The following is a 24,236-nucleotide window of genomic DNA, read 5'->3' as shown; positions in this document are numbered from 1 at the left end:
GATGACGAGTAAAACAAGGAGTCATGGGTGAATCTTGAAACAAAATGGCTGGAGGATTTCGTGGCGCTTGCCGGCACACGCAGCTTCTCGGCCTCAGCACGCCAGCGACACGTTACACAGCCGGCTTTTAGTCGGCGTATTCGCGCGCTAGAGCAAGCTGTTGATGTAACTTTGGTAGATCGTTCCACAACGCCCGTTGGGTTAACGCCCGAAGGCCAACTTTTTTTAGTCACAGCGCGAAACCTTGTCGAACAGCTGAACGAATCGCTGAGCCATTTACGTGGTTTGTCTATTGCTAATGAAGCGTTAGATATCGTCGCGGCGCACTCTTTAGCGTTGAGTTTTTATCCACCGTGGATTTCTCGGTTACAAAAAGGCCTGGGGGAGCTGCCCACTCGTTTAGTGGCTATGAACGTAGGAGAGGCTATTCACGTATTGCGCGAGGGTAACTGCGATTTAATGCTCGCGTATTACGATCCTTTTGCCACTATGCAGCTAGATGCCGAAGTATTTCCCTCGTTCTCAATCGGCAAGGTCAATATGCTGCCCGTTTCGTTGCCAGACGAGCAGGGTAAGCCGCTATTTTCATTGCAGCATGACGCCTCCATCCCCTATCTCTCCTATACCCAAGCCGCATTTTTAGGCCGAACGGTACGCATGCTGCTCAAAAATGATCCGCTACGGATGAAGTTACGCACCGTTTATGAAACCGCCATGGCCGAAGGCCTGAAAGGAATGGTGTTACAGGGTGCTGGCGTGGCATGGATACCTGATTTTTGTATTCGCGAAGAGTTGAAAAGTGGGCGCTTGGTCAGAGCCGGTGAGCAACACTGGGATATACCGCTTGAGATCCGCCTATATCGCTGCTCGATGGTGCACAAGCCTGGTGTAGAGCGTTTATGGCGGCAGATGGTGAAGCTACCGCGGGACTTTCTGCAAGCATGAGCTTGGCCGTTACGGATGGCAGCAACGATGACATGTCACGTGTCAGAAAACTGCGTTAAACGTTGTGGTTCGGTATGCTATATACGTAGCATACCGATAAGCCTTACAAAACGCGTCTAAACGATTACATGGGAAGTGAATATGATTAAAAAAACGGCAACCTTCTGGTGGAATGTAATGCAAGATGCCGTTTCATTATGGCTAGAACGAAATGCGTTTAGCTATGCAGGCTCGCTCGCTTTTTATACGCTGTTCTCATTGGCACCTACTATTATCATTGCGGTGACGGTAATCGGCGTTGTATTGGGCGAAGAAGCTGCCCAAGGTCAAATAGTCGCGCAGCTGCAGGGTACGTTAGGAACCGATGCCGCGACGGCGATCGAACAAGCGGTCGCGCAGTCGCGCATTGAAGAGTCGGGGCTGTTGCCGACGGTGTTGGGGTTCATCGCGCTGATCGTGGGGGCCACGACCGTATTCGCGCAAATGCAATTTTCGCTTAACACGATATGGGGAGTGACGGCAAAGCCAACGTCTAATAGCGCCTTCGTGTTTATTAAAAACCGTCTGCTATCGCTTACGGTTGTCCTATCCATCGGGTTTATCCTGCTGGTGTCATTAGTTTTAGGAGTCGTGCTGCGTGGAGTGCTGCTAGCGACAGACAACTTACTGCCGTTTGCCAGTTTATTTACGACGTCTTTAGAATCGCTTATTTCAGTGGCCATGGTGACATTGCTATTTGCGACTATTTTTAAAGTACTGCCCGATGTCGTGCTGCGGTGGAAAGATGTATTTTTGGGGGCTGTTGTCACCGCGGTACTATTTACTATAGGTCGTAGCGTTATCGCTATTTACTTAGCGCATACCGCTACCGCTTCAACCTATGGCGCAGCAGGGTCTGTTGTGATGATTTTACTTTGGGTTTACTACAGCTCATTGATTTTACTGTTTGGTGCTGCATTTACGCGGTCCTTGCTGTTGCGCCGCGGTCGAGCTCTGGTGCCAAGAAATAGCGCGGTGCTTATCAAACAAGAGTACGTTTAAATAGCCCGCAGTACAGCGCATTCACCTCAGGAGTGTGGCTCATCCAGGTTTTGTAATGACACCCTGGATGATCGCCACGCCCCTAGCGCCGTTAAGGCATCTCAGCCTCGTAAATGATTTTCAGGTGTTTTTCACTGAGATGTTTTCCATTCGCTAATATTGTTTGCCGTTAAACTCACAATGTTCTGTCTGGCTTCGGGTGTGACCCAGGCATTGTGTGGAGTGACAATCAAATTGAGCGGTTCGGCGAGCGCGTCAAGCAGTGGATGCCCGTTTCTGGGGGGTTCTGCCGGCAGTACGTCAACCGCCAGTCCGCCTAGTTTGCCGCTGCGTAGCGCGTCTAATGCAGCAACCTCGTCAATCATGCCGCCTCGGGCGCAGTTAATCAGTAGCAGCGATGGTTTGGCCTTAGCCAGGCGCTCCCGATTAATCAAATGCTTAGTAGCGTCGCTAAGCGGGCAATGCAAACTAATAACGTCAGCATCATCAAGCAGATCATCAAGGGACGGGCGTTTGTCGTTGGTCTCATTGCCTGGTCGGGCGGTAAAAGAGACGTTCATTCCGAACGCTTCCGCTAAACGAGCAACTTCAGAGCCCAGCTCTCCTTGCCCAACCATGACTAAATGTTTGCCTGAAAGCTGTAGCGTAGGATAGTCCTGCAGGCAGAAAAAATCGCTGCGCTGCCACTTACCTGCGGCCACGTCGCGCTGATAAAGGGGGAGGCGATTGGCTAGTGAGAGCATGAGCATTAAAGTGTGCTGCGAAACGCTGGCAGTGCCGTAAGCCGCTACGTTTTTGACCTCAATGTTATTAGCTTTAGCCGTCTCAAGGTCAATATTATTAAGCCCCGTTGCTAGTACACATATCAACCGCAGTTTGGGCAGCTGTTGCAACGTTTTTGCGTCTAGAACGACCTTGTTTACAATCGCAATATCTGCGTCAGCAAGGCGTTCAGCCGCCTGTTGTGTCGAACTTTGCTCAAACACCTCAAGGTGAGAAACCGACTCACGAATGGCGGCTAAGTCAATCTGGGGGCCTAAGCTCTTAGCATCCAATATCACTGCGTGGGGCATTTTCTTATCTCCATAAACTGCCTTGGTCTGCATAACCTTGCTTGGCAGGGGTCACAAAAGGGTATAATGGCGGCGCTTGATCAACCGCAGCCTTGGAATTTATCCCGACTGGCCACATATTGGCAGCCCGGCAGCGTTTATTTTTGCTATTTTTCTGTCAGAAACACGTCTGTCAGAACTGAACCTGTCAGCGTTGAGCTTTATAAGGAGTCATCAACATGCCCATCTATGAATATGAGTGCAAGGCCTGCGGCCATCGTATGGAAAAACTGCAGAAGATTAGTGCTGATCCTTTAAAGGATTGTCCAGCGTGTCATAGCGATGGTTTGGCTCGCTTGGTATCCGCTGCAGGGTTTCGCTTGGCCGGCGGCGGTTGGTATGAAACTGATTTTAAAACGGGTAGCAAAAAGAATTTAGTCGCTGATGGCAAAACGGCATCGACAGATGCTGGCAAAACCAGTGATACCAGTGCTACCTCTAAGAGCGCTACTCCTACAGACAAGGGCGCCGCGGCATAGCCGAGGCTGCCAGGGTTGGGACGACCCGCGACACATTAATTGCCACGTAACAGAACAGGATTTGACATGCGCAGCCATTATTGCGGCCAGCTGAATGAAACTTTGGTGGATCAAACGGTTACGGTATGCGGATGGGTTCATCGCCGCCGTGACCACGGTGGAGTAATTTTCCTCGACATGCGCGACCGCGATGGTATCGCTCAGATCGTGGTCGACCCCGATACCGCCGATGCGTTCGCTCATGCGGACCGCGCTCGCAGCGAGTACGTCCTGCGCATTACAGGCCGTGTGCGGTTGCGTCCAGAAGGCACCCAAAATGCCAACATGCCGACGGGCATGATTGAAGTGTTAGCAAAAGATGTTGAAGTGCTCAACGCGGCAATTACGCCGCCTTTCATGCTTGATGAGCATGGGAAAGTGGGCGAAGAAGTGCGTTTAAAGTATCGCTATATCGATCTGCGTCGCCCTGACATGATTGAAAAACTGCGTCTGCGTTCACGTATTTCTCACAACGTTCGTGCCTACCTTGAAGGTCAGGGGTTTTTAGATATCGAAACCCCTGTGCTGACACGCGCCACACCAGAAGGGGCGCGTGACTATCTAGTGCCTAGCCGTACGCATGCCGGTAGCTTCTTTGCGTTGCCGCAGTCGCCTCAGCTGTTTAAGCAACTTTTGATGGTGGCCGGCTTTGATCGCTACTATCAAATTGCCAAATGTTTCCGTGATGAAGATTTACGTGCCGATCGTCAGCCTGAATTTACCCAGATTGATATTGAGGCATCGTTTGTAGATGAGAACGATATCATGGGGATTACTGAAACCATGATTCGCCAGCTGTTCCAAGAAGTGTTAAGCGCTGAGCTTCCTGAGTTCCCGCGGATGACGTGGCAGGAAGCGATGGATCGCTTTGGCTCTGATAAGCCAGACTTGCGCATCCCGCTTGAACTGACTGACGTTGATGACCTAATGCAGCAGGTCGATTTTAAAGTCTTTTCTGGTCCGGCCAGTGCCGATGATGGCCGCGTAGCGGCGCTCAAAGTGCCCGGCGGTGCTAAGCTCTCGCGTAAAGAGATTGATGAGTACACCAAGTTTGTTGGCATTTACGGTGCTAAGGGCTTGGCATGGATTAAGGTCAACGAGCGCGCTAAAGGGCTTGAGGGTCTGCAGTCACCGATCGTCAAGTTTATGGAAAATATCGTTGAAGAGCTGCTTGATCGCGTAGGCGCAGAAGATGGCGATATTATTTTCTTCGGTGCAGATAAAGCGCGTATCGTCAACGAAGCCATTGGAGCGCTGCGTGTCAAGCTGGGCGCTGACCTGGAGCTTTACACCCAGGAATGGGCGCCGCTTTGGGTTGTCGACTTCCCCATGTTTGAGGCCGATGACAGCGGTCGTTTAAGTCCGCTACACCATCCGTTTACGGCACCTTCGTGCACACCTGAGGAGCTCAAGGCTGATCCAGCTAAAGCGCTTTCGCGGGCTTATGACATGGTGCTTAATGGTACCGAGCTCGGTGGCGGCTCTATTCGTATTCATGACCAAGCCATGCAGAGCACCGTATTTGATATTCTTGGCATTGGTGAGGAAGAGGCCCAGGAGAAATTCGGCTTCTTGCTGGATGCGCTTCAATACGGCGCGCCCCCGCATGGTGGCTTAGCGTTCGGTCTGGACCGTTTGGTGATGCTGATGGTCGGTGCTAAGACTATTCGTGAAGTGATTGCTTTCCCGAAAACCCAAAGCGCGGCCTGCTTAATGACCAATGCGCCGGGTGAAGTCAGCCCAGAGCAGCTAAAAGACCTTCACATCCGCCTACGTCAAAAAGTTAAGGCGGAAACAGTCGCAGAATAAAGCGCCTGTACCGTTGACCAGCACCGACGCTACGGCGTCGGTGTTTTTGTATGCTGCTCTGATAGTTAGGCCTAATCCACTCGAGTAACGGTGTTATGGATGAGAGAAAGCCTGCTGTACCCATACGCATACTGGGCATTGATCCTGGCTCCCGCGTGACGGGTTACGGCGTTATTGATGTGATTGGCGTCAAGCCTTGCTACGTAGCGAGCGGCTGTATCCGCACCGCTGACGGCGCTTTAGAGCAACGCTTGGCACAAATTTATGCAGGACTCAGCGAAGTCGTCGGTTTGCACAAGCCTTCTCAAGTAGCTATTGAGCGTGTTTTTATGGCTAAAAATCCGGATTCAGCACTTAAACTGGGCCAAGCAAGAGGAGCCGCATTAGTCTGTATGGCAAATCACGGGTTAAGTCTTGCCGAGTATGCCGCACGACAAATCAAACAGTCGGTGACGGGCCAGGGTGGTGCGGATAAAGCTCAAGTGCAACATATGGTGACGGCTATTTTGCAGCTCTCGGCCACTCCGCAAGCAGATGCCGCCGATGCGCTTGCCATTGCGTTAACCCATGCCTACAGCGCAACGGGGCTTACTGGCACGGTGACGCGGGGTCGCAGCCGCTCTGCAGGGCGCTGGCGTCTTTAAATCGACAATATGTAAAGTCTTACTACTGGTCATCTGTACATAGTCACTTTATAGTAAACGGCTGTTTTTACTCTATCGTTTTCACCCGAGCGCGAGCGACTTTATGATTGGACGTCTGAGTGGCCAGTTACTGGCAAAGCAACCGCCTTGGATCGTGATCGACGTTCATGGCGTAGGTTACGAGCTAGAAACGTCAATGAACACGTTGGTAGCATTACCTGCAGTCGGGGAAAGCGTTTCGTTATTCACACATCTAACCATTCGTGACGACGCTCACCTGCTATACGGTTTTGGAAGAGAGCATGAGCGTGCTCTGTTTCGAGCACTGATAAAGGTCAACGGCGTGGGGCCTAAGCTGGCGTTAGCGATTTTGTCGGGCATGGACGAAGATGCCTTTATGCGCTGTGTCCGAGACGATGACAGTAAGGCGCTAACCAAGCTGCCAGGCGTGGGGAAAAAAACCGCCGAGCGGCTGATCATCGAAATGCGCGATCGCTTTCCAGAGTGGGAAGATGGTAGCAATGCATTACTGCCTCTTGAGGCTACCAATGGCCGGGGCTCTGCACGAGACAACCTCGCCGATGCGGAGGCCGCATTGGTAAGTTTGGGGTATAAACTCACCGAAGCATCAAAAATGTTGGCGGACATAGACTCTAATCAGTCGACGGAGGCGCTTATTAAAGCCGCGCTGACGCAACGTATGAATGGCTAGCCGTAAAGGTTGAGCATAGACCGTTGTTGAATTTACGATTAAAAAACGCACTTAAAAAATGCACTTGAAAAAAGAGCACTTATGTTAGAACACGATCGGCTGATCGCCGCTGAGCCTGAGCACGGTGAGGTGCGCATTGATTACGCAATTCGCCCCAAGCGGCTGGATGAGTATATTGGCCAGCCCCGCGTTCGCGAACAGCTGGAAATCTTCATTGGCGCCGCTCGGTTACGTGAAGAGAGCCTAGATCATACTCTGGTGTTCGGGCCGCCGGGGTTAGGTAAAACCACGCTGGCTCATATTATCGCCGCTGAGATGGGGGTGGGCATGAAGTCTACCTCCGGGCCAGTGCTTGAGCGTGCCGGCGACTTAGCCGCTATGCTGACCAATTTAGAGCCTGGCGACGTGCTTTTTATCGATGAAATTCACCGCCTTTCTCCCGTCGTCGAAGAAGTCTTATATCCCGCCATGGAAGATTTTCAGCTGGATATCATGATTGGTGAAGGCCCCGCTGCGCGTTCCATAAAGCTAGACCTTCCTCGTTTCACGTTGGTCGGCGCCACCACCCGTGCAGGATTATTAACCTCACCACTGCGCGATCGGTTTGGCATTGTTCAGCGTCTTGAATTTTACAATCTGGAAGAGCTTACCGAAATTGTTTCGCGCTCAGCGCGCCTACTCGGCGTAGAAACCAGCCACGAAGGAGCTATTGAAGTGGCGCGTCGTTCACGAGGAACGCCTCGTATAGCGAATCGCCTATTGCGCCGTGTGCGCGATTACGCCGAAATGAAGGGCAACGGTGTGGTTGATGTAGCAATCGCAGACGCAGCACTCAATATGCTCAATGTAGATCATCATGGGCTAGATCATATGGACCGGCGGCTCTTACTGGCTATGATCGATAAATTCGATGGCGGCCCGGTGGGTATTGATTCATTAGCCGCAGCGATTAGCGAGGAGCGAGACACCATAGAAGATGTGATTGAGCCTTATCTTATTCAGCAAGGTTTAATCATGCGTACACCTCGTGGGCGCGTCGTCACACGTCAGGCTTGGCTACACTTTGAGCGCGTTCCTCACGAACAGGCGTCCGACATGGAAGGGGAGCGACGCCCGTGAGTGTCTCTACCGCCGCTAGTTATCGCCTGCCGCTACGTGTTTATATGGAAGATACGGATGCAGGCGGCATTGTTTACTACGTTAATTATCTGAAGTTTATGGAGCGTGCGCGCAGTGAATGGTTACGCGAACTAGGCCTTAATCAGCAAACGCTGCTAGACGAAGGTACACAGCTAGTGGTATACCGCTTGGCCTGTGATTATGCAAAGCCTGCCTGTTTGGACGATGCGTTGGAAATTAGTGCACGGGTAACTAACGTCGGGCGCTGTCGGATGACCTTCGAGCAGCAAGTTTGGCGCGCTGAGGAACTCCTATGCACTGCCACAGTCGAGATAGCATGCTTGAGTAAAGAGCGTTTACGGCCAAAAGCTTGGCCACCCGCGCTTAAGATTTTGATACAGGCCTCTTAACCAAGAGGCCATTCACTGCGTCGGAAATACCGACCCTAATAGATTGATGAGGGCACCTGTGAACGATAACACCATGTCCATTCCCCACCTGATAATGAATGCCAGTACCGTCGTACAGCTGGTAATGCTGCTACTTGTGGTGGCGTCAATCCTCTCTTGGGTGGTGATTTTTCAGCGCAGCATAGCGCTGCGCCGTGCCAAGCAAGAATACAACCAATTTGAAGAGTCTTTTTGGTCCGGTGTCGACTTGAATGAGCTCTATCGAGAGATTCCAGTTGATGACCCTCGACACGGGGCTGAACACGTTTTCCAAGCTGGGTTTCGTGAATTCAACCGGCTAATGCCTAAAACGAGTGACGCTAGCACCGTGTTAGAGGGTGTACAGCGTAGTATGCGCGTGGCGTGGTCACGGGAAGAGGATCGCTTAACGCAGCACTTGGTCTTTCTAGCCACTGTTGCTTCTGCAAGCCCTTATATCGGTCTGTTCGGGACGGTCTGGGGTATCATGGGGTCATTTCAGGCACTGTCGTTGACCCAGCAGGCAACCTTGTCAACGGTTGCGCCATGGATTGCGGAAGCGCTGATTGCAACGGCGATGGGCCTGTTTGCCGCTATTCCAGCGGTTATTTTCTATAACCGTCTCTCTAATGACGCTTCTCGGTTGCTCGGCAAATATGAAGATTTTGCGGAAGAGTTTCACGCTATCTTGCACCGTAATCTGCAGGGTCGTGACAGCAAACCGAGCGCAAGTTAAGGGAGACGGCTATGCAAGGACCATTTAATCGTAGCGGTAAAAGCAAGCCGATGGGGGAGATTAACGTCGTCCCCTTTATCGACGTTATGCTGGTACTGCTGGTGATTTTCATGATCACTGCGCCTATGTTGACTCAGGGCGTGCAAGTTGAGCTGCCTCAGGTTTCGTCTCAGCCGATTGATGAGCAGGAAAATGATCCGATCATTATTTCGGTTGACAGTGACGGTGGTTACTTCATCACTCTCGGCGAGGACTCCACCTCAGTAACGCTCGATGAAATGTCCCAGCGCGTGGTGGCTATTTTGCAACGGCGTCCTGGAACACCGGTGATGGTGCGTGGCGACCGCAATGTGGCCTATGGCCAAATTGTTGTGCTTATGAGTACCCTCCAAGGTGCGGGGGTTGCCAACGTTGGGCTGCTTTCTGAGCCGCCGCAAGATGGGTAAGGGCAAAGCGTATATGGCAGGAAAGTCTTCTCACGACCCCCAAGATGTTGGCTATAAATGGCCCACCGTTTTGGCGATAGGCGTGCACGCTGCCATTGTGCTGTTTAGCTTGGTTAGCTTGCCCAGCCGAACGGCAGAGCCTGATAGCTCTTCGATTGTTCAGGCGACGTTAGTGAGTACGGAGACATTTACCGATCAAGCGCAGCAGGCAACGGATCAGCAGGCGGCCATGAGTGCGCCAGCTGACGCGCCTACAGAGCCTGATGCTCCCGATGAGCCTTCTGCAAGCGAGCAGCAAGCCGCCGCGGAGCAGCAGGCTGCTGAACAAGCCGCTGCAGAGGCGGCCGAGCAAGCAGCAGCAGAAGCGGCTCAACGCGCTTCTCAAGCTGAGGCTCAGGCATTAGAAGAAGCGCGCGAGGCGGCAGAAGCCGAAGCTCAGCGCCGTGCGGCAGAAGCGTCCGAGCAAGCTGAGCAGCAGGCAGCAGAGACAGCGGAGCGTCAAGCTGAAGCAGAAGCCGCCGCAGAACGTCAGCGTGAAGTAGAAGATGCCCGACGCCAGCAGGAGGCGGCGGAGCAAAAGCGTGAGGAGGAAGCAGCCGCCGAAGCCGAGCGCGAGCAGGAAGCCGCGGAACAGCAGCGCGAAGAAGAAGAGGCCGCCGAAGCCGAGCGTCAACGCGAAGCGGCAGAGCAGCAGCGTAAAGAAGATGAGGCCGAAGCCGCACAAAAACGTGAAGCTGAAGAGGCGCGCCAGCGTGAGGAGCAAGAGGCCGAACGCGAGCGGGAAGCCGAAGCCCAGCGTCAGCGTGAGGCACAAGAGCAGCAGCGTCGTGAAGCTGAAGCAGAAGCGGAGCGTCAACGTCAGGCCGCGGAAGCAGCGGAGGCCGCCATGCAGCGCCAGCTAGCCGGTGAAGCCGAAGCAGCTGCCAATGCACAGCAGGCTGCGCAGGCGGCCAATAGCTTTATCAATATCGTTCGTCGTGCGGTTGAGCAGGCCTGGTTGATTCCGGCCGGTGCAAGTGATTCGATGAGTGCTACGCTACAGGTACGTCTTGGTCCATCGGGTGAACTGTTAGCAACGTCGATTGTGACATCAAGCGGCGATAGTGCTTTTGACAGGTCTGTCATGCAGGCCGTGGAACATGCTGCACCGTTTGGTGAATTGAGAGATTTACCAGCCGATCAGCAGCGTAATTTACGTCAGTTTAATCTGCGATTTACTCCGGGAGATGTTCGCTGATGCAAAGCTTGAGCAAAGTGTGGTTGTTCTGTGTGCTGCTGTTCGTCAGTAGTGCAGTGAGTGCCGACAACTTGACGATTGAAATTACTCGAGGTAGCGATCAGGCGCTACCCATTGGCGTGGTGCCGTTCGCAGGTTCAGACGGCATGCCCGAAGATGTCGCACAGATTGTGCAGGATGATCTTGAACGCAGTGGCTATTTTGCCCCGCTAGCACGTAGCGCTATGTTTGAGACGCCCAGCCAGTCTGACGATGTTCAGTTCGGCACATGGCATTCTCTTGATGTGCGCTACTTGGTCGTCGGCAGCGCGCAACCAACCGATGGTGGCTTTGAGCTGCAGTTTGAGCTCATGGACATTAGCGGTCAGCGTAGGATGATCGGTGAGACAGTCACCGTAAGAGGTAATGATCTTCGCGGTGCTGCTCACTATATTAGTGATCAAATCTTTGAAGAAATCACCGGCATCCGTGGTGCGTTCTCAACCAAAATTGCTTATGTGACTGCCCAAGGTATTGGCGATAATATGCAGTTTGGTTTGTACGTTGCCGATGCCGATGGGCGTCGCAGTGAGCAGGTATTGACCTCTGATGAGCCGATTATGTCACCATCATGGTCACCCGACGGTAGTAAGCTTGCCTACGTATCTTTTGAAACAGAGCGCCCTGCCATCTATATTCAAGATGTAGCAACCGGTCAGCGCGTTCAGGCAACGTCATTTGACGGCATTAACGGTGCACCTGCGTGGTCGCCAGATGGTCGTCGTATTGCGATGTCACTGTCTAAAGATGGCCAGCCCGAAATTTATATTATGGATGTCGGCAGCAGTTCAGTAGAGCGCATCACCAATAATAATAGTATTGATACTGAGCCAGCTTGGGCGCCAGACGGCCAGAGTCTGCTGTTTACCTCTGATCGCAGCAGTGGCCCACAGCTTTATCAGTATTCGATGGGCGGTGGTGAGGCTAAACGCCTGACATTTACCGGCAACTACAACGCTCGCGGTCGCTATTCTCCTGATGGCGAGCAGATATTCTTGATACATCGTTCTAGTCGCGGGTATCAAGTGGCACGGCAAGATTTAAGCGGCGATCGCTTAGTCGTATTGAGTGAATCAACAAGAGATGAATCTCCTAGTGTTGCGCCGAACGGGACCATGGTAATCTTCGCTACCCAAGAGGGTAATAGTGGGGTACTAAGTGCTGTTTCTGCCGATGGACGCTCTTCATTTAGACTGCCATCAGCACAAGGTGATGTACGTGATCCAGCTTGGTCACCCTTCTTAAATTGATCGACTTAATTAACTAACATCGAAAATCGAAAATTTTAGTTTTCAGGCAAGGAGTCTGATTATGCAACTTAAACCGTTGGCTCGCTCATTAGCAGCAGTGCTATCTATCGTGGTAATCGCTGGCTGTTCCAGCACCGGCGGAACCCAAGATGGTGACTCGTACGGTAGCCAGGACGGCAGCACTACAGGTTCTAACACTTCCGGTACAGGCACAGGTAGCCAGTACGGTTCATCTACTGGTTCAGGCTCAGGTTCTGGTCAGCAAGCTGATTCGCGCATTCCGGAAGTGCGCACCATTTATTTCGATTTTGACCGTGACACGATCAAAAGCGAATATGAATCTGTAGTGATGGCCCATGCGCGTTACCTACGTGCCAACCCGAATGCACAAGTGGTTCTCCACGGGCATACGGACGAGCGCGGTACTCGCGAATACAACATGGCGCTAGGCGAGCGTCGTGCGGGAGCGGTAAAGCGTTTCTTAAACATCCAAGGTGTTTCCAATTCGCAAATGAGCGTTGTTAGCTATGGCGAAGAACGTCCGGCAGTGAGTGGTGAAGGCGAAAGCGCCTCTTCACAAAACCGTCGCGTTGTATTTAACTACTAAGTATTTAACTACGGTTGATTTCGGCGTGCTTATGGCACGCCGTTTTTCATCGATGGAGTTGTTATGAATCACAGTCTCAAACGTTACTTTGGGAGGCTGTGCGGTGCGGGAGCCTTAGTGCTCCCGCTGTCCGTATTGCCGTTAATTGCCGTAGCACAACAGCCGCTTGTCCAAGACCTTTCCAATGCTCCCAGCAATGGCTTTTATCAGCAGGCGCAGCGTGAAGAATCGTCTGGCGGCAATCTGGTGTTGTTTAATCAGGTGCAGGAACATCAGCAAGAACTTCAACAACTGCGGGGGCAAATAGAAGAATTACGCCACCAGCTAGAGCAGTTGCGTCGTCAATCTCAGCAGCAGTACCTGGATATTGAAGACCGGTTGATGAGCAGTGGCCCTACTCAGATTGAGCAGTCCACACCGGCCGTAGAGCCTGAAGCCGCTGAGCAAGTCGTGAATGCGCCTTCTACTAAAAATGTAAGTGAAGACGCGCAGGCTGATTACCAGGCAGCCTTTGCACACGTGCAAGCCCGGCGTTTTTCAGAAGCCATTGCAGCGTTTGAAGCCTTTGTTACTGATCACCCAGATACTAGCTTAACGGCTAACGGTCATTATTGGTTGGGTGAACTTTACGCCGCAGAAGGCGAGCTAGGGGAGGCCGACCAGTCCTTTAGCCGCGTTATCAATGATTATAGCGGCAGCAGTAAAGTGCCTGATGCTCTTTATAAGCTGGGTCTGGTCAAGGCGCGTCAAGGTGAAGCAGAAGGTAGTCGAGAGTTGCTTGAGCAAGTGCGTGACGACTACCCACAAAGCAGCGCCGCAGGTCTTGCGAACGACTTTTTACGCCAATCAGCCAGTTAACAACGTTTGCTTGAAGGAATCAGCATGAGCTGCAAGATCGACTATCAACCAGCGCCCAGTCTATTGGAAAATCGCATTGTGTTGGTAACCGGTGCAGGCGATGGAATTGGCCGCGCAGCCGCATTGAGCTATGCCCAGCATGGGGCGACCGTTATTTTGCTAGGACGCACTATTGCTAAGCTAGAGCGCGTTTATGATGAAATCGAAGCGGCAGGTGGGCCTCAGCCAGCCATTTTTCCGCTGAACTTTGAAGGTGCCACGCTTAAAGATTTTCATGATATGGCCAAAACGCTGGACAAAGAGTTCGGCCGTTTGGATGGCCTCTTGCACAACGCAGGGCTGTTAGGCCGTATCACACCGTTTGATCAGTACGATCCCGAGCTGTGGCAGCAAGTCATGCAGGTCAATATCAATGGCCCAATTTGGATGACCCAGGCGCTGCTGCCGTTATTGCAAGAGTCTGATGATGCCTCGGTAATCTTTACCTCTTCCAGTGTTGGTCGCAAAGGCCGTGCCTATTGGGGCGCTTATTCTGTCTCTAAGTTTGCCACTGAAGGGTTTGTCGACGTACTGGCCGATGAATTACAGAGCCAACCCAATATCCGCATTAACTCGCTGAATCCAGGTGCTACGCGCACTCAAATGCGCCGTTCTGCCTTCCCAGGTGAAGACCCGGCTGCGCTGCGCTCACCCGAAGCCATTATGCCGACCTACTTATGGTTAATGGGGCCTGACAGCACGGGAGTCAGCGGCCAGAAGCTAGATGCTCAGCCGCCGCGCATATAATAAATGTCTCGATGCCTGACGGCGCTTAGCGTTTAAATTCGCTTAGGGCATCGACGAGCGCTTCGCATTCTTCAAACCAGATGTCTGCAGGCCAGTCCTTATAGTTGTCCTCTTTGCTAATATAGCCATAGCCCACCGCTACCGCCGTCATTCCGGCTGCTACGGCGGCTTCTATATCGCGAACATGATCGCCAACATACCAGCACTGCTCCGGCTTAACGTTCAAGCGCTTGGCAGCTTCCCATAGTGGTTCAGGTGCCGGTTTTTTGACACTCAAGTCATCCGCGCATAGCAGCGCCCCTGGCTGTAAATTCAGCTTTTCGAGCAGTGGCAGGGTATATCGGCGCGGTTTATTGGTCACAATTCCCCACGGTTGCCCATTGCGATGCCAATCATTCAGCCAAACGTCCAAAGGCGAAAAAACTCGGCTATGAACAGCGACGGCCTGTTCGTACGCATCCAGTAAAAACTCTCGTGCCTGTATATGTTGTGACGAATCAATATCGAGCCCAAGCGCCAGCGTCACCAGCGCATTACCGCCGTTAGATACCTCACGGCGTATTACCTCAAACGGGAGTGGCGCTAAGCCATGATGGCTGCGCAACACGTTGGTGGCATTCGCCAAATCCGGTGCGGTATCGACGAGGGTGCCGTCTAGGTCAAAGAGAATCGCTTGCGGTGCTTGCTTCGTCATTTAACTGCTCACCTTGCGGCAGTACATCATGTAGTTGACCGAGACATCGTGGCTAGCCAAGCGATAGCGGCGTGTTAAAGGATTGTAGGTAAGTCCTGTCTGTTCACGCACTTCTAAGCCACTGTTGCGCGACCAAGCGGCCATTTCTGACGGGCGAATAAATTTTGCATAGCTATGGGTGCCGCGGGGCAGCAGTTTGAGTACATATTCCGCCCCTAAAATGGCAAACGCATAGGATTTTGCGGTTCGATTTAGCGTTGAGAAAAATACATAGCCGCCCGGTCTTACAAGGGCACTGCAGGCTCTGATCACCGATGCGGGGTCGGGCACATGCTCAAGCATTTCCATGCAGGTAACCGCATCATAAAAGCCGGGCTGCTTGGCCGCCATGGCCTCTACGCTAATGTGCTGATAATCGACTTCAACGCCATGCTCTTGCGCATGCCGGCGGGCGACCGCTAGGGGGGCTTCACCCAAGTCAATGCCTGTCACCTTAGCCCCGCGATGTGCCATAGACTCGCTTAAAATGCCGCCGCCGCAGCCTACATCAAGGACTTTTTTCCCGGCTAGACCAGCGCGGGCATCAATAAAATCCAAGCGCAGCGGATTTATCTCGTGCAGCGGTTTAAATTCGCCCTGTTGGTCCCACCAGCGGCTCGCAAGTACCTCAAATTTAGCGACTTCCGCTGCATCGACGTTGCCTTGATAGTGGTCAGCAGTGCTATCCTGTGGTGTCGCTTGCATAGTGTGGCTTCCGTTGTCATTGCACAGCTGGTGAAATAATTACACGCTGCCCAATCGTTATCGTCTAATGCGAGGTGGCATCCACCCGCGCCTTCAGTATTATGGACATTCTAACCACTCCTGTGTCGGAACGCATGAAAAGGACCTCTCTATGATTCGCAAGGCCGTGCTCCCCGTGGCTGGATTTGGCGCTCGCTGCTTGCACGCATCGAAGGCTATTCCCAAGGAGATGATTACGATTGTTGATAGACCTGTGATTCCATGAGCTGTTAGCCATGCTACGTATTTGCTACGCTCGCTTATGCTCGTCGTCATCTTGAGCTTGGAAAAGCTTTTCAAACGCTGCTGTCGCGTTACCACCTAGGAGAGTAATGCATGCGGGTGCTACTTTATGGAAGCGAATTAAGTGCCGCGACCGCCGCTGCCGCGTTAGCTTGGGTAGGCCATCAAGTACAGTGGCTGCCACACGCGGACGCGCCCTGGTCTGCTCTTTCACAGGTCGACTGGCTACGGAGCGAACCTCAGTTGAGGGCGCACCTTGAGCAGGGCTTAGCGGAGGGCACGCTTCAAGTCATTGAGCAGCTGTCAGAAGCCGCTATCCCTGACGTTATCTGGTTAGCGTTATCACCTGCTCAACGCGGCGCTGCCAGCACGCTGCTTGAAGATCCGCTGTTAGCCGATCAGCATGGTATTGTACTGGTCAATAATTCGACCTTTCCGGTAGGGGAAACCGAGCGCCTGCATACGCTGATGGGCGCTCAGCACACCAGCGTAGCCCTTCCTGACACCTTAGAAGAAGGCCGTGCTTGGGATTCATTTACTCGCCCGACGAGGTGGCTGCTGGGTTGTGATGATGCCACCGGCGAGCAAGTGGCAAGAGAGCTTTTACGCGCGTTTAATCGGCGCAGCGAAGTATTTCAGTGCATGCCGCGCCGTGCCGCCGAGTTAACGAAGCTAGCCATTAATGGCATGCTGGCGACGCGCATTAGTTACATGAATGAAATAGCCGGTTTGGCGGATACGCTAGGCGTTGATGTTGAGCATGTTCGCCAAGGGATGGGTGCCGATTCTCGCATCGGTTTTGAATATCTGTATCCAGGCTGTGGTTTTGGTGGCCCTAGCTTCTCGCGTGACTTGATGCGCTTAGCCGATGTTCAGTTGCAGAGCGGCCGCTACTCAGCCCTGCTTGAGCAGGTAATGGACATCAACGAGCAGAAAAAAGAGACGCTGTTTCGTAAACTATGGTCGCACTTTGGCGGCGAGCTTGCGGGCAAAACAGTCGCGATTTGGGGCGCTGCCTTTAAGCCTGGTACCGCACGTATCGATCATGCCCCGGTGCTGACGCTGCTTGAGGCATTATGGGCCCAGGGCGTGACGGTTCAGTTGCATGACCCCGCCGCCGTCCCAGCGCTTCGGGCTTTTGTGGGTGAGCGCGATGACCTGCGTACGTTTACCCATGACCCCTATCAGGCGTGTGAAGGGGCCGACGTGTTGATGCTAGTCACAGAATGGAAAACGTATTGGAATCCTGACTGGCATCGGCTAGCGTCGTTATTAGACGCTAAGCTAGTACTAGACGGACGTAATATTTATGATCCTGAGTTCGTTGCCAGCTGTGGAATAATGTACCGGGGAATAGGCCGCCGTGCCGACCCGAAGACTCTTTGAGGAAATGTCATGCCAGACGCTAGCGCCTCCTCTCGTATTGTACCCGACGTGGATCAAAGCTTGACGACGCAACCTATACGCCATCGAAAAGGGCCGGCGCTCTGGCCGCTGTGGCTATTCATATTTTTGATCATGGGAGTCTTGATCGCAGCAGCGGCTGGACTTTGGTATGAGCGTGAACGATTGTTAGATGAACTGCGCGTGGTCAGCGGAGAGGTGTCCAATGTTCATGCCCGGCTTGATTCAGGCGACGGTGATGTGCAAGACACGATTACCTTTGTGCAGGCGCAAATGTCGACGCTGTTCCAAGAGCAAGAGCAGCTATCTGTTTCGCTTATTGATACTCGCGAAGAGCTGTACGGCCTGCTCACTAATAGTGATGATATGGTTTCAAGTGATTCGATTAATGCTCTCGCACAGCAGATAAAGCAGTTTCAAGAGCGGGCGGCGCTTCGCGATAGTCAGCTGATGGCGATTCGTGAATCGCTTAATACACTAGAGCAGACGGGCGTATCGGGTCGACAAAGTTTGGTTGAAGAAGTTGCCCATTTAGAGCAACTCACTGACCAGCGGCTTGAAGAACAGGATAGCCAGATCGACAGCGCTAGCCGCTCTTGGGAAGGGCAGTTGGCAGCGCAAAGAGACGAATTCGCAACGCGATTCGACTCGTTTGAAGCAGCGATCGCTGATAGTGAAGACCCGGTTGACCAAGAAGCTTTGCAGGCATTAGAGCAGCAGTGGAGCCAGCGCTTAGGTACACTTGAAAGCGATCTGCGCCAGGTGCGTCAAGCGCAGCTCGCCTTCAGTGCTCAGTTAGAAATGTTGCGTTAAAGAAAGAATATTCTGACGTCGACACCTGTGATTTGCTAATGCATTAAATGGGTAGAACGATGAAGCCGCTGATATAGTTTAGGAAAAAAATGTATGGGAAGACAACAGCGATGGACTTCAGCTACAGGGCGAGTTTTTTTTGTAGTGCTACCACTTTTTTGTGCATCATCTGGGGCATTGGCCGTTGATGCGACCATTGAGGGGGTCACCGGAGAAGTCGATAAAAACATTAAAGCCTACTTACAGAATGTCGACGCCGAGCAATATACCGACGCTCGCTTAGAGGGCGAAGTGCGCCGCCGGACTCAAGAAGCCATGCGCGTATATGGTTACTATGAGCCAGAGATAACGCTGGAAAGAAACACCGATGACCGTGTGTGGCTGACCATTGAGCCGGGGCCGCAAGTAAAAGTCGAAACACTATCCGTTAACGTTGAAGGCGGTGCGAGAGATGACCCGCCTTTTCAAGATGCATTAGAGGCGTTTCCTCTTAAAGAGGGTGACGTATTACGCCATGCACCGTGGGATCGCCTTAGTGGTCAACTGTCCGGCCTAGCCATTGAGCGCGGGTATTTTGACTGGGGGTTTACCGACAAGCGCATGGAGGTTCGCCCGTACTTGCAAAGTGCTCGCTTGTACATGGATTTTGACAGCGGTGCGCGTTATCAATTTGGCCCCACCTCGATCAAGGGTAGTCATATTGAACTTGACCGTCTTCGCCGTATACAGCCCTTTGAGTCTGGCGATCCCTATTTGGCAGAAAATTTAGCGCTTTATAGTCAACGTCTCGCTGACACAGGCTGGTTCAGTTCTATTTCCGTGCGCCCACGTCTCGCAACCGCTCAGGAGTTAACTATTGCGCCTCCTGGCGAGAGTGATCCTTGGTGGAGTGAGGCTACGCCCTCTCAACCGCAGCGCCCGCGTTTGAGCAGTGCTGCCTTAGCCGGTGCACTCAGTATTAATAAACCCGATGATAAAGAGCTTCCTATTGATGTCAGCGTTGAACCTGCGGATCGCCATCAGTTTGAGGTAGGTATCGGCTTCGCCACCGATGTGGGCCCGCGCCTTCGCTTTGGCTGGGAACAGCCGTGGATCAATCGCTATGGCCATAGCCTTGACCACGATCTTTATTTATCTGCACCAGAGCAACGTTTCACCGGGGTATACGACATACCTCTTGAAAACCCGTTACGCGATAGCTACCGGCTTCAATACGGCGTTCGTAATCTTGATGACAACGATACTGAGTTGCTAGAAGGCACCGTGGAATTTGCGCGGCGCTGGCAGTTTGACAATGACTGGGTCCAGCTGCTGTACCTTCGCACCAGCTATGTAGACTTTGTACAGGGCGGCGAGGCCGATAAAGTTTGGCTCTTCTATCCCGGTGTTCAGTGGACGCGTACCCGCACGCGGCCCCAGCGCTTCCCTCTATGGGGCGATCGTCAGCAGCTTTCGTTCGAATACTCAGACACCGTTTGGGGCTCGGATGCCCAGTTTGCACGCATGACGGGGGATACGGAATGGATTCGTACCATCGGTAACGATAACCGCTTTTTAGCGCGCATCAGTGTAGGGGCGATAGAAACGGAAGACTTTGATAAGTTGCCTCCATCGCTACGCTTTTTTGCCGGCGGTGATCGCAGCGTACGCGGTTACTCCTATGAAAGCCTCTCTCCGCGTAATGATGAAGGGCGTCTACGGGGTGGTCAGCAAATGCTGACGTCGACACTGGAGTATCAGCGGCGTGTTACCGGCGACTGGTGGGCGGCCACGTTTGTTGATAATGGTGATGCCTTTGATGACTGGGCTCCCGATGATCTGAAAACCGGTGCGGGCGCAGGCGTACGCTGGATCTCGCCGGTGGGACCAATTCGCTTAGACATTGCCCATCCCTTTGACGATGAAGATGCTTTTCGCTTGCATTTTTCCATCGGACCGGAATTCTAGGAGAAAGATTTGTCACAGGTTGAATCATCTACTGCTGAACAGCGCCATGTGCTGTCTTCGAAATCTCGAATCTGGCTGTTGGTTTGGAGTCTGGTGCGTATCATTATCCTGCTGCCCATTTGGCTGTTTGGGCTTGTAGCGTTAATTCTGGGTACCGCGCTATCCCCATGGGGAACGGGCATGTTGCTTTCACAAGGCGAGCAGCGCGATTTTTTCTCGTATGCCCATCATGAAGGCGGTTTACTCGATCATTTCGTGATTGAGGATTTTCAGCTAAGACTGGGTGAAACGCGCATTGGTATTGATGAGTTTGAATTGGGCTGGGCCGATGACTGCGTACTGTCAAAGCGCTTATGCATTGATACGCTTCGTGTTGTGGGGGCTGATATTCGGCTAGGAGCAGCCAGTGAGCAGGAGTCCCCTCCCAAAGAAGACAGTGCGCCGCTATCGATCCGCTTTCCCTTTCCTATCGAACTGCGCTCGTTACAGCTAGAGGATGTCAGCCTCCGACTTGCTGATGGCACCGAGGTATCTTGGCGTTCGTTAAATTCCTCAGCCGTTGCCGAAGGTAACGAGGTACGCCTCGCGCCAACGCATTTAGAGGCGCCTCGCGTCTATTTACCGCCATCCCCTGGTATTTTGTTAACCCAAGGTATAGATACGCCGCTTTATGGTGAGGCTATTGATGCTTCTATAGCGCTCCATCAGCCACAAAATGATGCAGTAGAAATCGCCGAATCAGTCGAACAACCGCTTGAAGCACGAGAGCGTCTTGTGCTGCCGGATATCACACTGCCCGTCAATGTTCAGATACCTGAATTTACCGTCAGTGATTTCCGCTTAGAAGGCGCCGTTGAATATAGTGTTGAGAGCCTTCGATTAGGGCTTTTAACTGACGGTAGCGACGTTGAAGTAACGCAGCTGTCGGTCGTGACCCAGGATGCCCAGGCAGAATTAACGGCAGAGACTACCCTGAGCGGCAACTATCCTTTAGCAGCCCGCTTAGATGTAGAGCTTTTCTTACCTGAACTGTTTCCAGAGCTGAACGGTGAAACGCTGACCCTGGTGCTGTCTGGCTCAATGGATGCGCTTGAGGCGCAGCTTGAGGCCGCCGGAGTGGTGAACGCTACACTTAGCGGGCAGATTGATGCGCTAGCACCCACGTTGCCTTTCCAGCTGCGCTTGCAAAGTGAGCAAGTGCAGTGGCCGTTGCTGGGTAATGAGACAGCCACTGCTGCTAACGAGGTTGCCGATACGCTTGAGGGCGGCGATGCCGTCGATCCTTATATCATCGACGATTTAGACCTACAGCTAACGGGTACTATTAGCGACTATAGTGCCCAGCTAGGTCTTTCTGTGCAGGGTCCCAGTGTTCCGCAAACCCAAGTTAACCTCAGGGGGCAAGGCGATCTTGAGCACTTCAGCTGGCAGCCTCTCACATTGGCCGTGGGCGATAGCACTTTGAGTAGCGAAGGTACCGTCAATTGGTTAGCACCGTTGCAGGTAGATGCGAGTGTGCGCTTGGATCAGTTTGACCCGGGGCTTTTTGTAGATCAATTGGACGGTAATTTAAATGGTGACATTGAGCTGTCAGTGCGCCAGTTGGAGGATCAGTGGGCTATAAGCGTGCCCAATCTCGCCATTGATGGCGAGCTGCGCGACTATCCGCTAACTCTGCAAGCTGCTTTTGACGCTAACAGTAATTTGGAAGTTGATATTGATGAACTGCTGTTCACTCAAGGCAATAATCGCATAGAAGCGGCAGGCCAAATCAGTGAACAAGCGATGTCGTTGAATGCGGATATAGCCCTGCGCCAATTGCAAACGCTGTCACCGGATCTTGCCGGCACCTTAGTGGGTACACTGCAGGCAAGCGGTAGCTTTAACCAACCTCAATTAATTGCCAACTTGCAAGGTGACGCACTGCGCTTTGCTGAAAACCGTATTGAACAGCTTGAGCTAACCGCTGATGTGAAAGGGCTAGAAGATCCGCGGTTAGATGTTCAGTTAGCCATGACCAACGTATTAGCGGGTGGTCAATCACTGTCAGATATTACAGCGACGTTGTCCGGCCGTCTTTCGCAACATCAGTTAGAGCTGACGGTTCTGGGGCAAAATGATGCAGTATTAAGCCGTGCTTTGATCGCATTAGAAGGCCGCTTTAATCAGCAAAGTCAACAATATCAGGCACGTTTAACGCCCTTAGAAATTGATTCTGAAGCGGGCACCATCCGCCTCGAAGCGCCGCTAGATTTACGCTACAACCTTGCCGATGGTCAGGCTCGCTTGTCACCGTTTTGCTTGCGTCGTGAAGAAGGTGGCCTTGTGTGTTCTGAAGAGGTAATTACTGCCTCGGCGCAACAAGGTAATGCAACGCTGACGGTGCGTGAAGTTCCAATGGAGATGCTAGAGCCCTTTTTGCCCGAAGAGTGGCAGTTAGAAGGTGATACCACGGCGGATCTTGCCGCAAACTGGCGTCGGGGCGGCGCTCAATGGCAGGCGGATCTACGCATCTTAAGCGATGTGGCAATTACAGCGGTCAATGACTATGGCCAGCCAGTGCAATTGCCCAAAATCAGTTTAGATGCGCAAGTTGAGGCTAACCAGGCTCAAGCTGATGCGGACATTGCGCTGTCTCTCGCAGAGGCGGGTGATCTGAATTTTAACCTCTCGATTAACGATCCGTTAGGGCGCGGCGTGCTGAATGGGGAGCTGCGCGCCAATAATGTTTCGCTAGAACCTTATCGGCCGATGGTTGTGGGTATGGACCGCTTAGCCGGGGATTTGACGGGCAGCGTACAAATAACGGGAACGACCAGTCAGCCTGATTTACAGGGCCAGCTTGGGCTGCGCAGTATCCAAGTTAATGGCCCTGACATTCCGGTTGATGTTCAAGATGGTGAGCTCATTGTTTCATTCGATGGTGAGCAGGGCGATATTAATGGATTTCTAGCGGCTGAGCGCGGGCGTTTAGAAATAACCGGTGATGCTTATTGGCCAAGCGGCGATGACTGGCGTATTGGCGTGGACTTGAACGCCGTGAAGGAGCCAATCCTGATCGTATTGCCGCAGTTTGGTCGGCTGGAAGCCGCGCCGGATATTCGCGTGCGAGTGACGCCGGAAAGGCTGCAAGTAAGGGGCGATATCAATGTACCCTGGGCTCGCCTTGAAATTGGCGATATGCCGGCATCCGCAGTAACGCCCAGTGGCGATGAAGTGATTATTACCGAGCGCGAGGATCGCCAGGCGGAGATTGAAAGGCAGCGTGTTGCTGCCAGCGGTGAAGGTCCAAGTACGTCGGATGAGCTTGCAGCGACCGGTATGGAGCTCGATATACTGGTAACCCTGACCCTGGGTGGCGATATGCAGTTCGCGGCCTACGGTTTAAAATCAGGCCTTGGGGGATCGCTAGAAATTCGTCAAAGCGGCGGGGCATTGCAGCTGTTTGGTGATGTGAATCTGGTTGACGGTCGGTTCCAGGCTTTTGGGCAGGACCTGTTGATTCGTCGCGGAGAAATACTGTTCAGCGGTCCTCCTGGCCAGCCTAGGCTTGATTTCGAAGCGATTCGCAATCCGGATGTAACCGAGGACGATGTCATCGCTGGTCTGCGGGTAACGGGCAACGCCCAAGAACCTAATGTAGCGATATTCTCTGAGCCTGCGATGAATGAATCGAGCGCATTATCTTATCTTCTACGTGGCCGCGCGCCGGATGCTGCGGGTGGCGGTATTGATAGCGCTTTGACAACCGCGTTAATTGGCATGTCACTGGGGCGGACAGGCGGTGCAGTGGGCTCAATCGGCCAGGCTTTTGGTATTGATGACTTGTCCCTAGATACCACCGGCGCTGGTGACGATAGCCAAGTTGCCGTGAGTGGTCAGTTGACGGACGATCTTCGTATTAGTTACGGGGTAGGAATTTTCTCGCCAATTGCAGAACTAACCTTACGCTATACGCTTTTGCGTAATCTTTATTTGCAGGCCGTATCAGGCGCTAACCAAGCGGTGGATTTGATTTATACGTTTACCCGCTCTGGTAATCCTGAAATTCTCAAACAGCAATAA

The 24,236-nt window shown here is 52.6% G+C and carries 22 protein-coding genes and 1 pseudogene; 20 read left to right on the top strand and 3 right to left on the bottom strand.

Translation table 11 applies throughout. The annotated features are described in order from the left end of the window. The first annotated feature begins 27 nt into the window (after positions 1 to 27). Together CIK78_RS11370 and CIK78_RS11365 are read left to right on the top strand one after the other, a co-directional pair. Positions 28 to 945 carry a LysR substrate-binding domain-containing protein gene (locus CIK78_RS11370; RefSeq protein ID WP_096280111.1) on the top strand — a complete coding sequence of 306 codons (918 nt, stop codon included), beginning with the start codon at positions 28 to 30 and terminating at the stop codon, positions 943 to 945. A 141-nt stretch (positions 946 to 1,086) separates the two neighbouring features. After that, on the top strand, positions 1,087 to 1,986 hold the full coding sequence (locus CIK78_RS11365) for a YihY/virulence factor BrkB family protein (RefSeq protein ID WP_096280109.1): 900 nt from the start codon (positions 1,087 to 1,089) through the stop codon (positions 1,984 to 1,986). 131 nt (positions 1,987 to 2,117) lie between these two features. Here the strand turns inward: CIK78_RS11365 and CIK78_RS11360 are convergent, their stop codons facing one another. Continuing rightward, the gene (locus tag CIK78_RS11360) at positions 2,118 to 3,059 is read right to left on the bottom strand and encodes a D-2-hydroxyacid dehydrogenase (RefSeq protein ID WP_096280107.1); all 942 of its coding nucleotides are present in this window, start codon (positions 3,057 to 3,059) and stop codon (positions 2,118 to 2,120) included. A gap of 218 nt (positions 3,060 to 3,277) precedes the next feature. Between CIK78_RS11360 and CIK78_RS11355 the strand changes: the two genes are divergently transcribed. The 13 genes from CIK78_RS11355 to CIK78_RS11295 all read left to right on the top strand — a co-directional run bounded on the left by CIK78_RS11355 (position 3,278) and on the right by CIK78_RS11295 (position 14,287). Next, positions 3,278 to 3,577: a zinc ribbon domain-containing protein gene (locus CIK78_RS11355; RefSeq protein WP_096280105.1), complete on the top strand. Its 300-nt coding sequence runs from the start codon at positions 3,278 to 3,280 to the stop codon at positions 3,575 to 3,577. A gap of 66 nt (positions 3,578 to 3,643) precedes the next feature. Then, complete coding sequence (gene aspS, locus CIK78_RS11350) at positions 3,644 to 5,425, top strand: aspartate--tRNA ligase (protein ID WP_096280103.1); 1,782 nt, start codon at positions 3,644 to 3,646, stop codon at positions 5,423 to 5,425. Positions 5,426 to 5,520: 95 nt separating this feature from the next. Further along, positions 5,521 to 6,069 (top strand): crossover junction endodeoxyribonuclease RuvC, encoded by a 549-nt coding sequence (ruvC, locus tag CIK78_RS11345; RefSeq protein WP_096280101.1) that lies wholly within the window; start codon positions 5,521 to 5,523, stop codon positions 6,067 to 6,069. A gap of 103 nt (positions 6,070 to 6,172) precedes the next feature. Beyond that, positions 6,173 to 6,781, top strand: coding sequence for a Holliday junction branch migration protein RuvA (gene ruvA, locus CIK78_RS11340; RefSeq protein WP_096280098.1), 609 nt, complete (start codon positions 6,173 to 6,175; stop codon positions 6,779 to 6,781). Positions 6,782 to 6,862: 81 nt separating this feature from the next. Continuing rightward, entirely contained in the window at positions 6,863 to 7,900 is a 1,038-nt protein-coding gene (ruvB, locus tag CIK78_RS11335; protein WP_096280096.1) for a Holliday junction branch migration DNA helicase RuvB, read from the top strand. Next, positions 7,897 to 8,310: a tol-pal system-associated acyl-CoA thioesterase gene (ybgC, locus tag CIK78_RS11330; RefSeq protein ID WP_255249100.1), complete on the top strand. Its 414-nt coding sequence runs from the start codon at positions 7,897 to 7,899 to the stop codon at positions 8,308 to 8,310. The genes ruvB and ybgC overlap by 4 nt, the downstream gene beginning before the upstream one ends. Positions 8,311 to 8,383: 73 nt before the next feature. Then, the gene (gene tolQ / locus CIK78_RS11325; protein ID WP_225734419.1) at positions 8,384 to 9,064 is read left to right on the top strand and encodes a protein TolQ; all 681 of its coding nucleotides are present in this window, start codon (positions 8,384 to 8,386) and stop codon (positions 9,062 to 9,064) included. Positions 9,065 to 9,075: 11 nt separating this feature from the next. After that, positions 9,076 to 9,510 (top strand): protein TolR, encoded by a 435-nt coding sequence (gene tolR, locus CIK78_RS11320; protein ID WP_096280092.1) that lies wholly within the window; start codon positions 9,076 to 9,078, stop codon positions 9,508 to 9,510. Beyond that, positions 9,503 to 10,747, top strand: a complete 1,245-nt coding sequence (gene tolA / locus CIK78_RS11315; RefSeq protein ID WP_096280090.1) for a cell envelope integrity protein TolA — start codon at positions 9,503 to 9,505, stop codon at positions 10,745 to 10,747. Before tolR ends, tolA begins: the two co-directional genes overlap by 8 nt. Then, positions 10,747 to 12,036 carry a Tol-Pal system beta propeller repeat protein TolB gene (gene tolB / locus CIK78_RS11310; RefSeq protein ID WP_096280088.1) on the top strand — a complete coding sequence of 430 codons (1,290 nt, stop codon included), beginning with the start codon at positions 10,747 to 10,749 and terminating at the stop codon, positions 12,034 to 12,036. Before tolA ends, tolB begins: the two co-directional genes overlap by 1 nt. 61 nt (positions 12,037 to 12,097) lie before the next feature. Continuing rightward, entirely contained in the window at positions 12,098 to 12,643 is a 546-nt protein-coding gene (gene pal, locus CIK78_RS11305) for a peptidoglycan-associated lipoprotein Pal (RefSeq protein ID WP_096280086.1), read from the top strand. Positions 12,644 to 12,706: 63 nt separating this feature from the next. Then, positions 12,707 to 13,501, top strand: a complete 795-nt coding sequence (ybgF, locus tag CIK78_RS11300) for a tol-pal system protein YbgF (protein WP_096280084.1) — start codon at positions 12,707 to 12,709, stop codon at positions 13,499 to 13,501. Positions 13,502 to 13,525: 24 nt separating this feature from the next. Further along, entirely contained in the window at positions 13,526 to 14,287 is a 762-nt protein-coding gene (locus tag CIK78_RS11295) for a YciK family oxidoreductase (protein ID WP_096280082.1), read from the top strand. A gap of 25 nt (positions 14,288 to 14,312) precedes the next feature. Here the strand turns inward: CIK78_RS11295 and CIK78_RS11290 are convergent, their stop codons facing one another. Further along, the gene (locus CIK78_RS11290) at positions 14,313 to 14,981 is read right to left on the bottom strand and encodes an HAD-IA family hydrolase (RefSeq protein ID WP_096280080.1); all 669 of its coding nucleotides are present in this window, start codon (positions 14,979 to 14,981) and stop codon (positions 14,313 to 14,315) included. Further along, the gene (ubiG, locus tag CIK78_RS11285; RefSeq protein ID WP_096280077.1) at positions 14,982 to 15,725 is read right to left on the bottom strand and encodes a bifunctional 2-polyprenyl-6-hydroxyphenol methylase/3-demethylubiquinol 3-O-methyltransferase UbiG; all 744 of its coding nucleotides are present in this window, start codon (positions 15,723 to 15,725) and stop codon (positions 14,982 to 14,984) included. Positions 15,726 to 15,876: 151 nt separating this feature from the next. On the opposite strand from ubiG, the pseudogene CIK78_RS18085 reads away from it, so the two are divergent. From CIK78_RS18085 to CIK78_RS11260, 5 genes and pseudogenes are all read left to right on the top strand, one after another. Then, positions 15,877 to 15,984 (top strand): annotated as a pseudogene (locus CIK78_RS18085) (UTP--glucose-1-phosphate uridylyltransferase); the annotation flags it as partial. 116 nt (positions 15,985 to 16,100) lie between these two features. Beyond that, on the top strand, positions 16,101 to 17,393 hold the full coding sequence (locus tag CIK78_RS11275; RefSeq protein WP_096280075.1) for a nucleotide sugar dehydrogenase: 1,293 nt from the start codon (positions 16,101 to 16,103) through the stop codon (positions 17,391 to 17,393). 9 nt (positions 17,394 to 17,402) lie between these two features. Continuing rightward, positions 17,403 to 18,224 (top strand): hypothetical protein, encoded by an 822-nt coding sequence (locus CIK78_RS11270; protein ID WP_096280073.1) that lies wholly within the window; start codon positions 17,403 to 17,405, stop codon positions 18,222 to 18,224. A gap of 144 nt (positions 18,225 to 18,368) precedes the next feature. Next, entirely contained in the window at positions 18,369 to 20,171 is a 1,803-nt protein-coding gene (locus CIK78_RS11265; protein WP_318781612.1) for an autotransporter assembly complex family protein, read from the top strand. Positions 20,172 to 20,180: 9 nt separating this feature from the next. Beyond that, on the top strand, positions 20,181 to 24,236 hold the full coding sequence (locus tag CIK78_RS11260) for a translocation/assembly module TamB domain-containing protein (RefSeq protein ID WP_225734411.1): 4,056 nt from the start codon (positions 20,181 to 20,183) through the stop codon (positions 24,234 to 24,236).

It is taken from the genome of Halomonas sp. JB37, assembly GCF_002332255.1.
GTDB classification, from domain to species: domain Bacteria; phylum Pseudomonadota; class Gammaproteobacteria; order Pseudomonadales; family Halomonadaceae; genus Vreelandella; species Vreelandella casei.
This window is presented reverse-complemented; position numbering and strand designations above follow the sequence as displayed.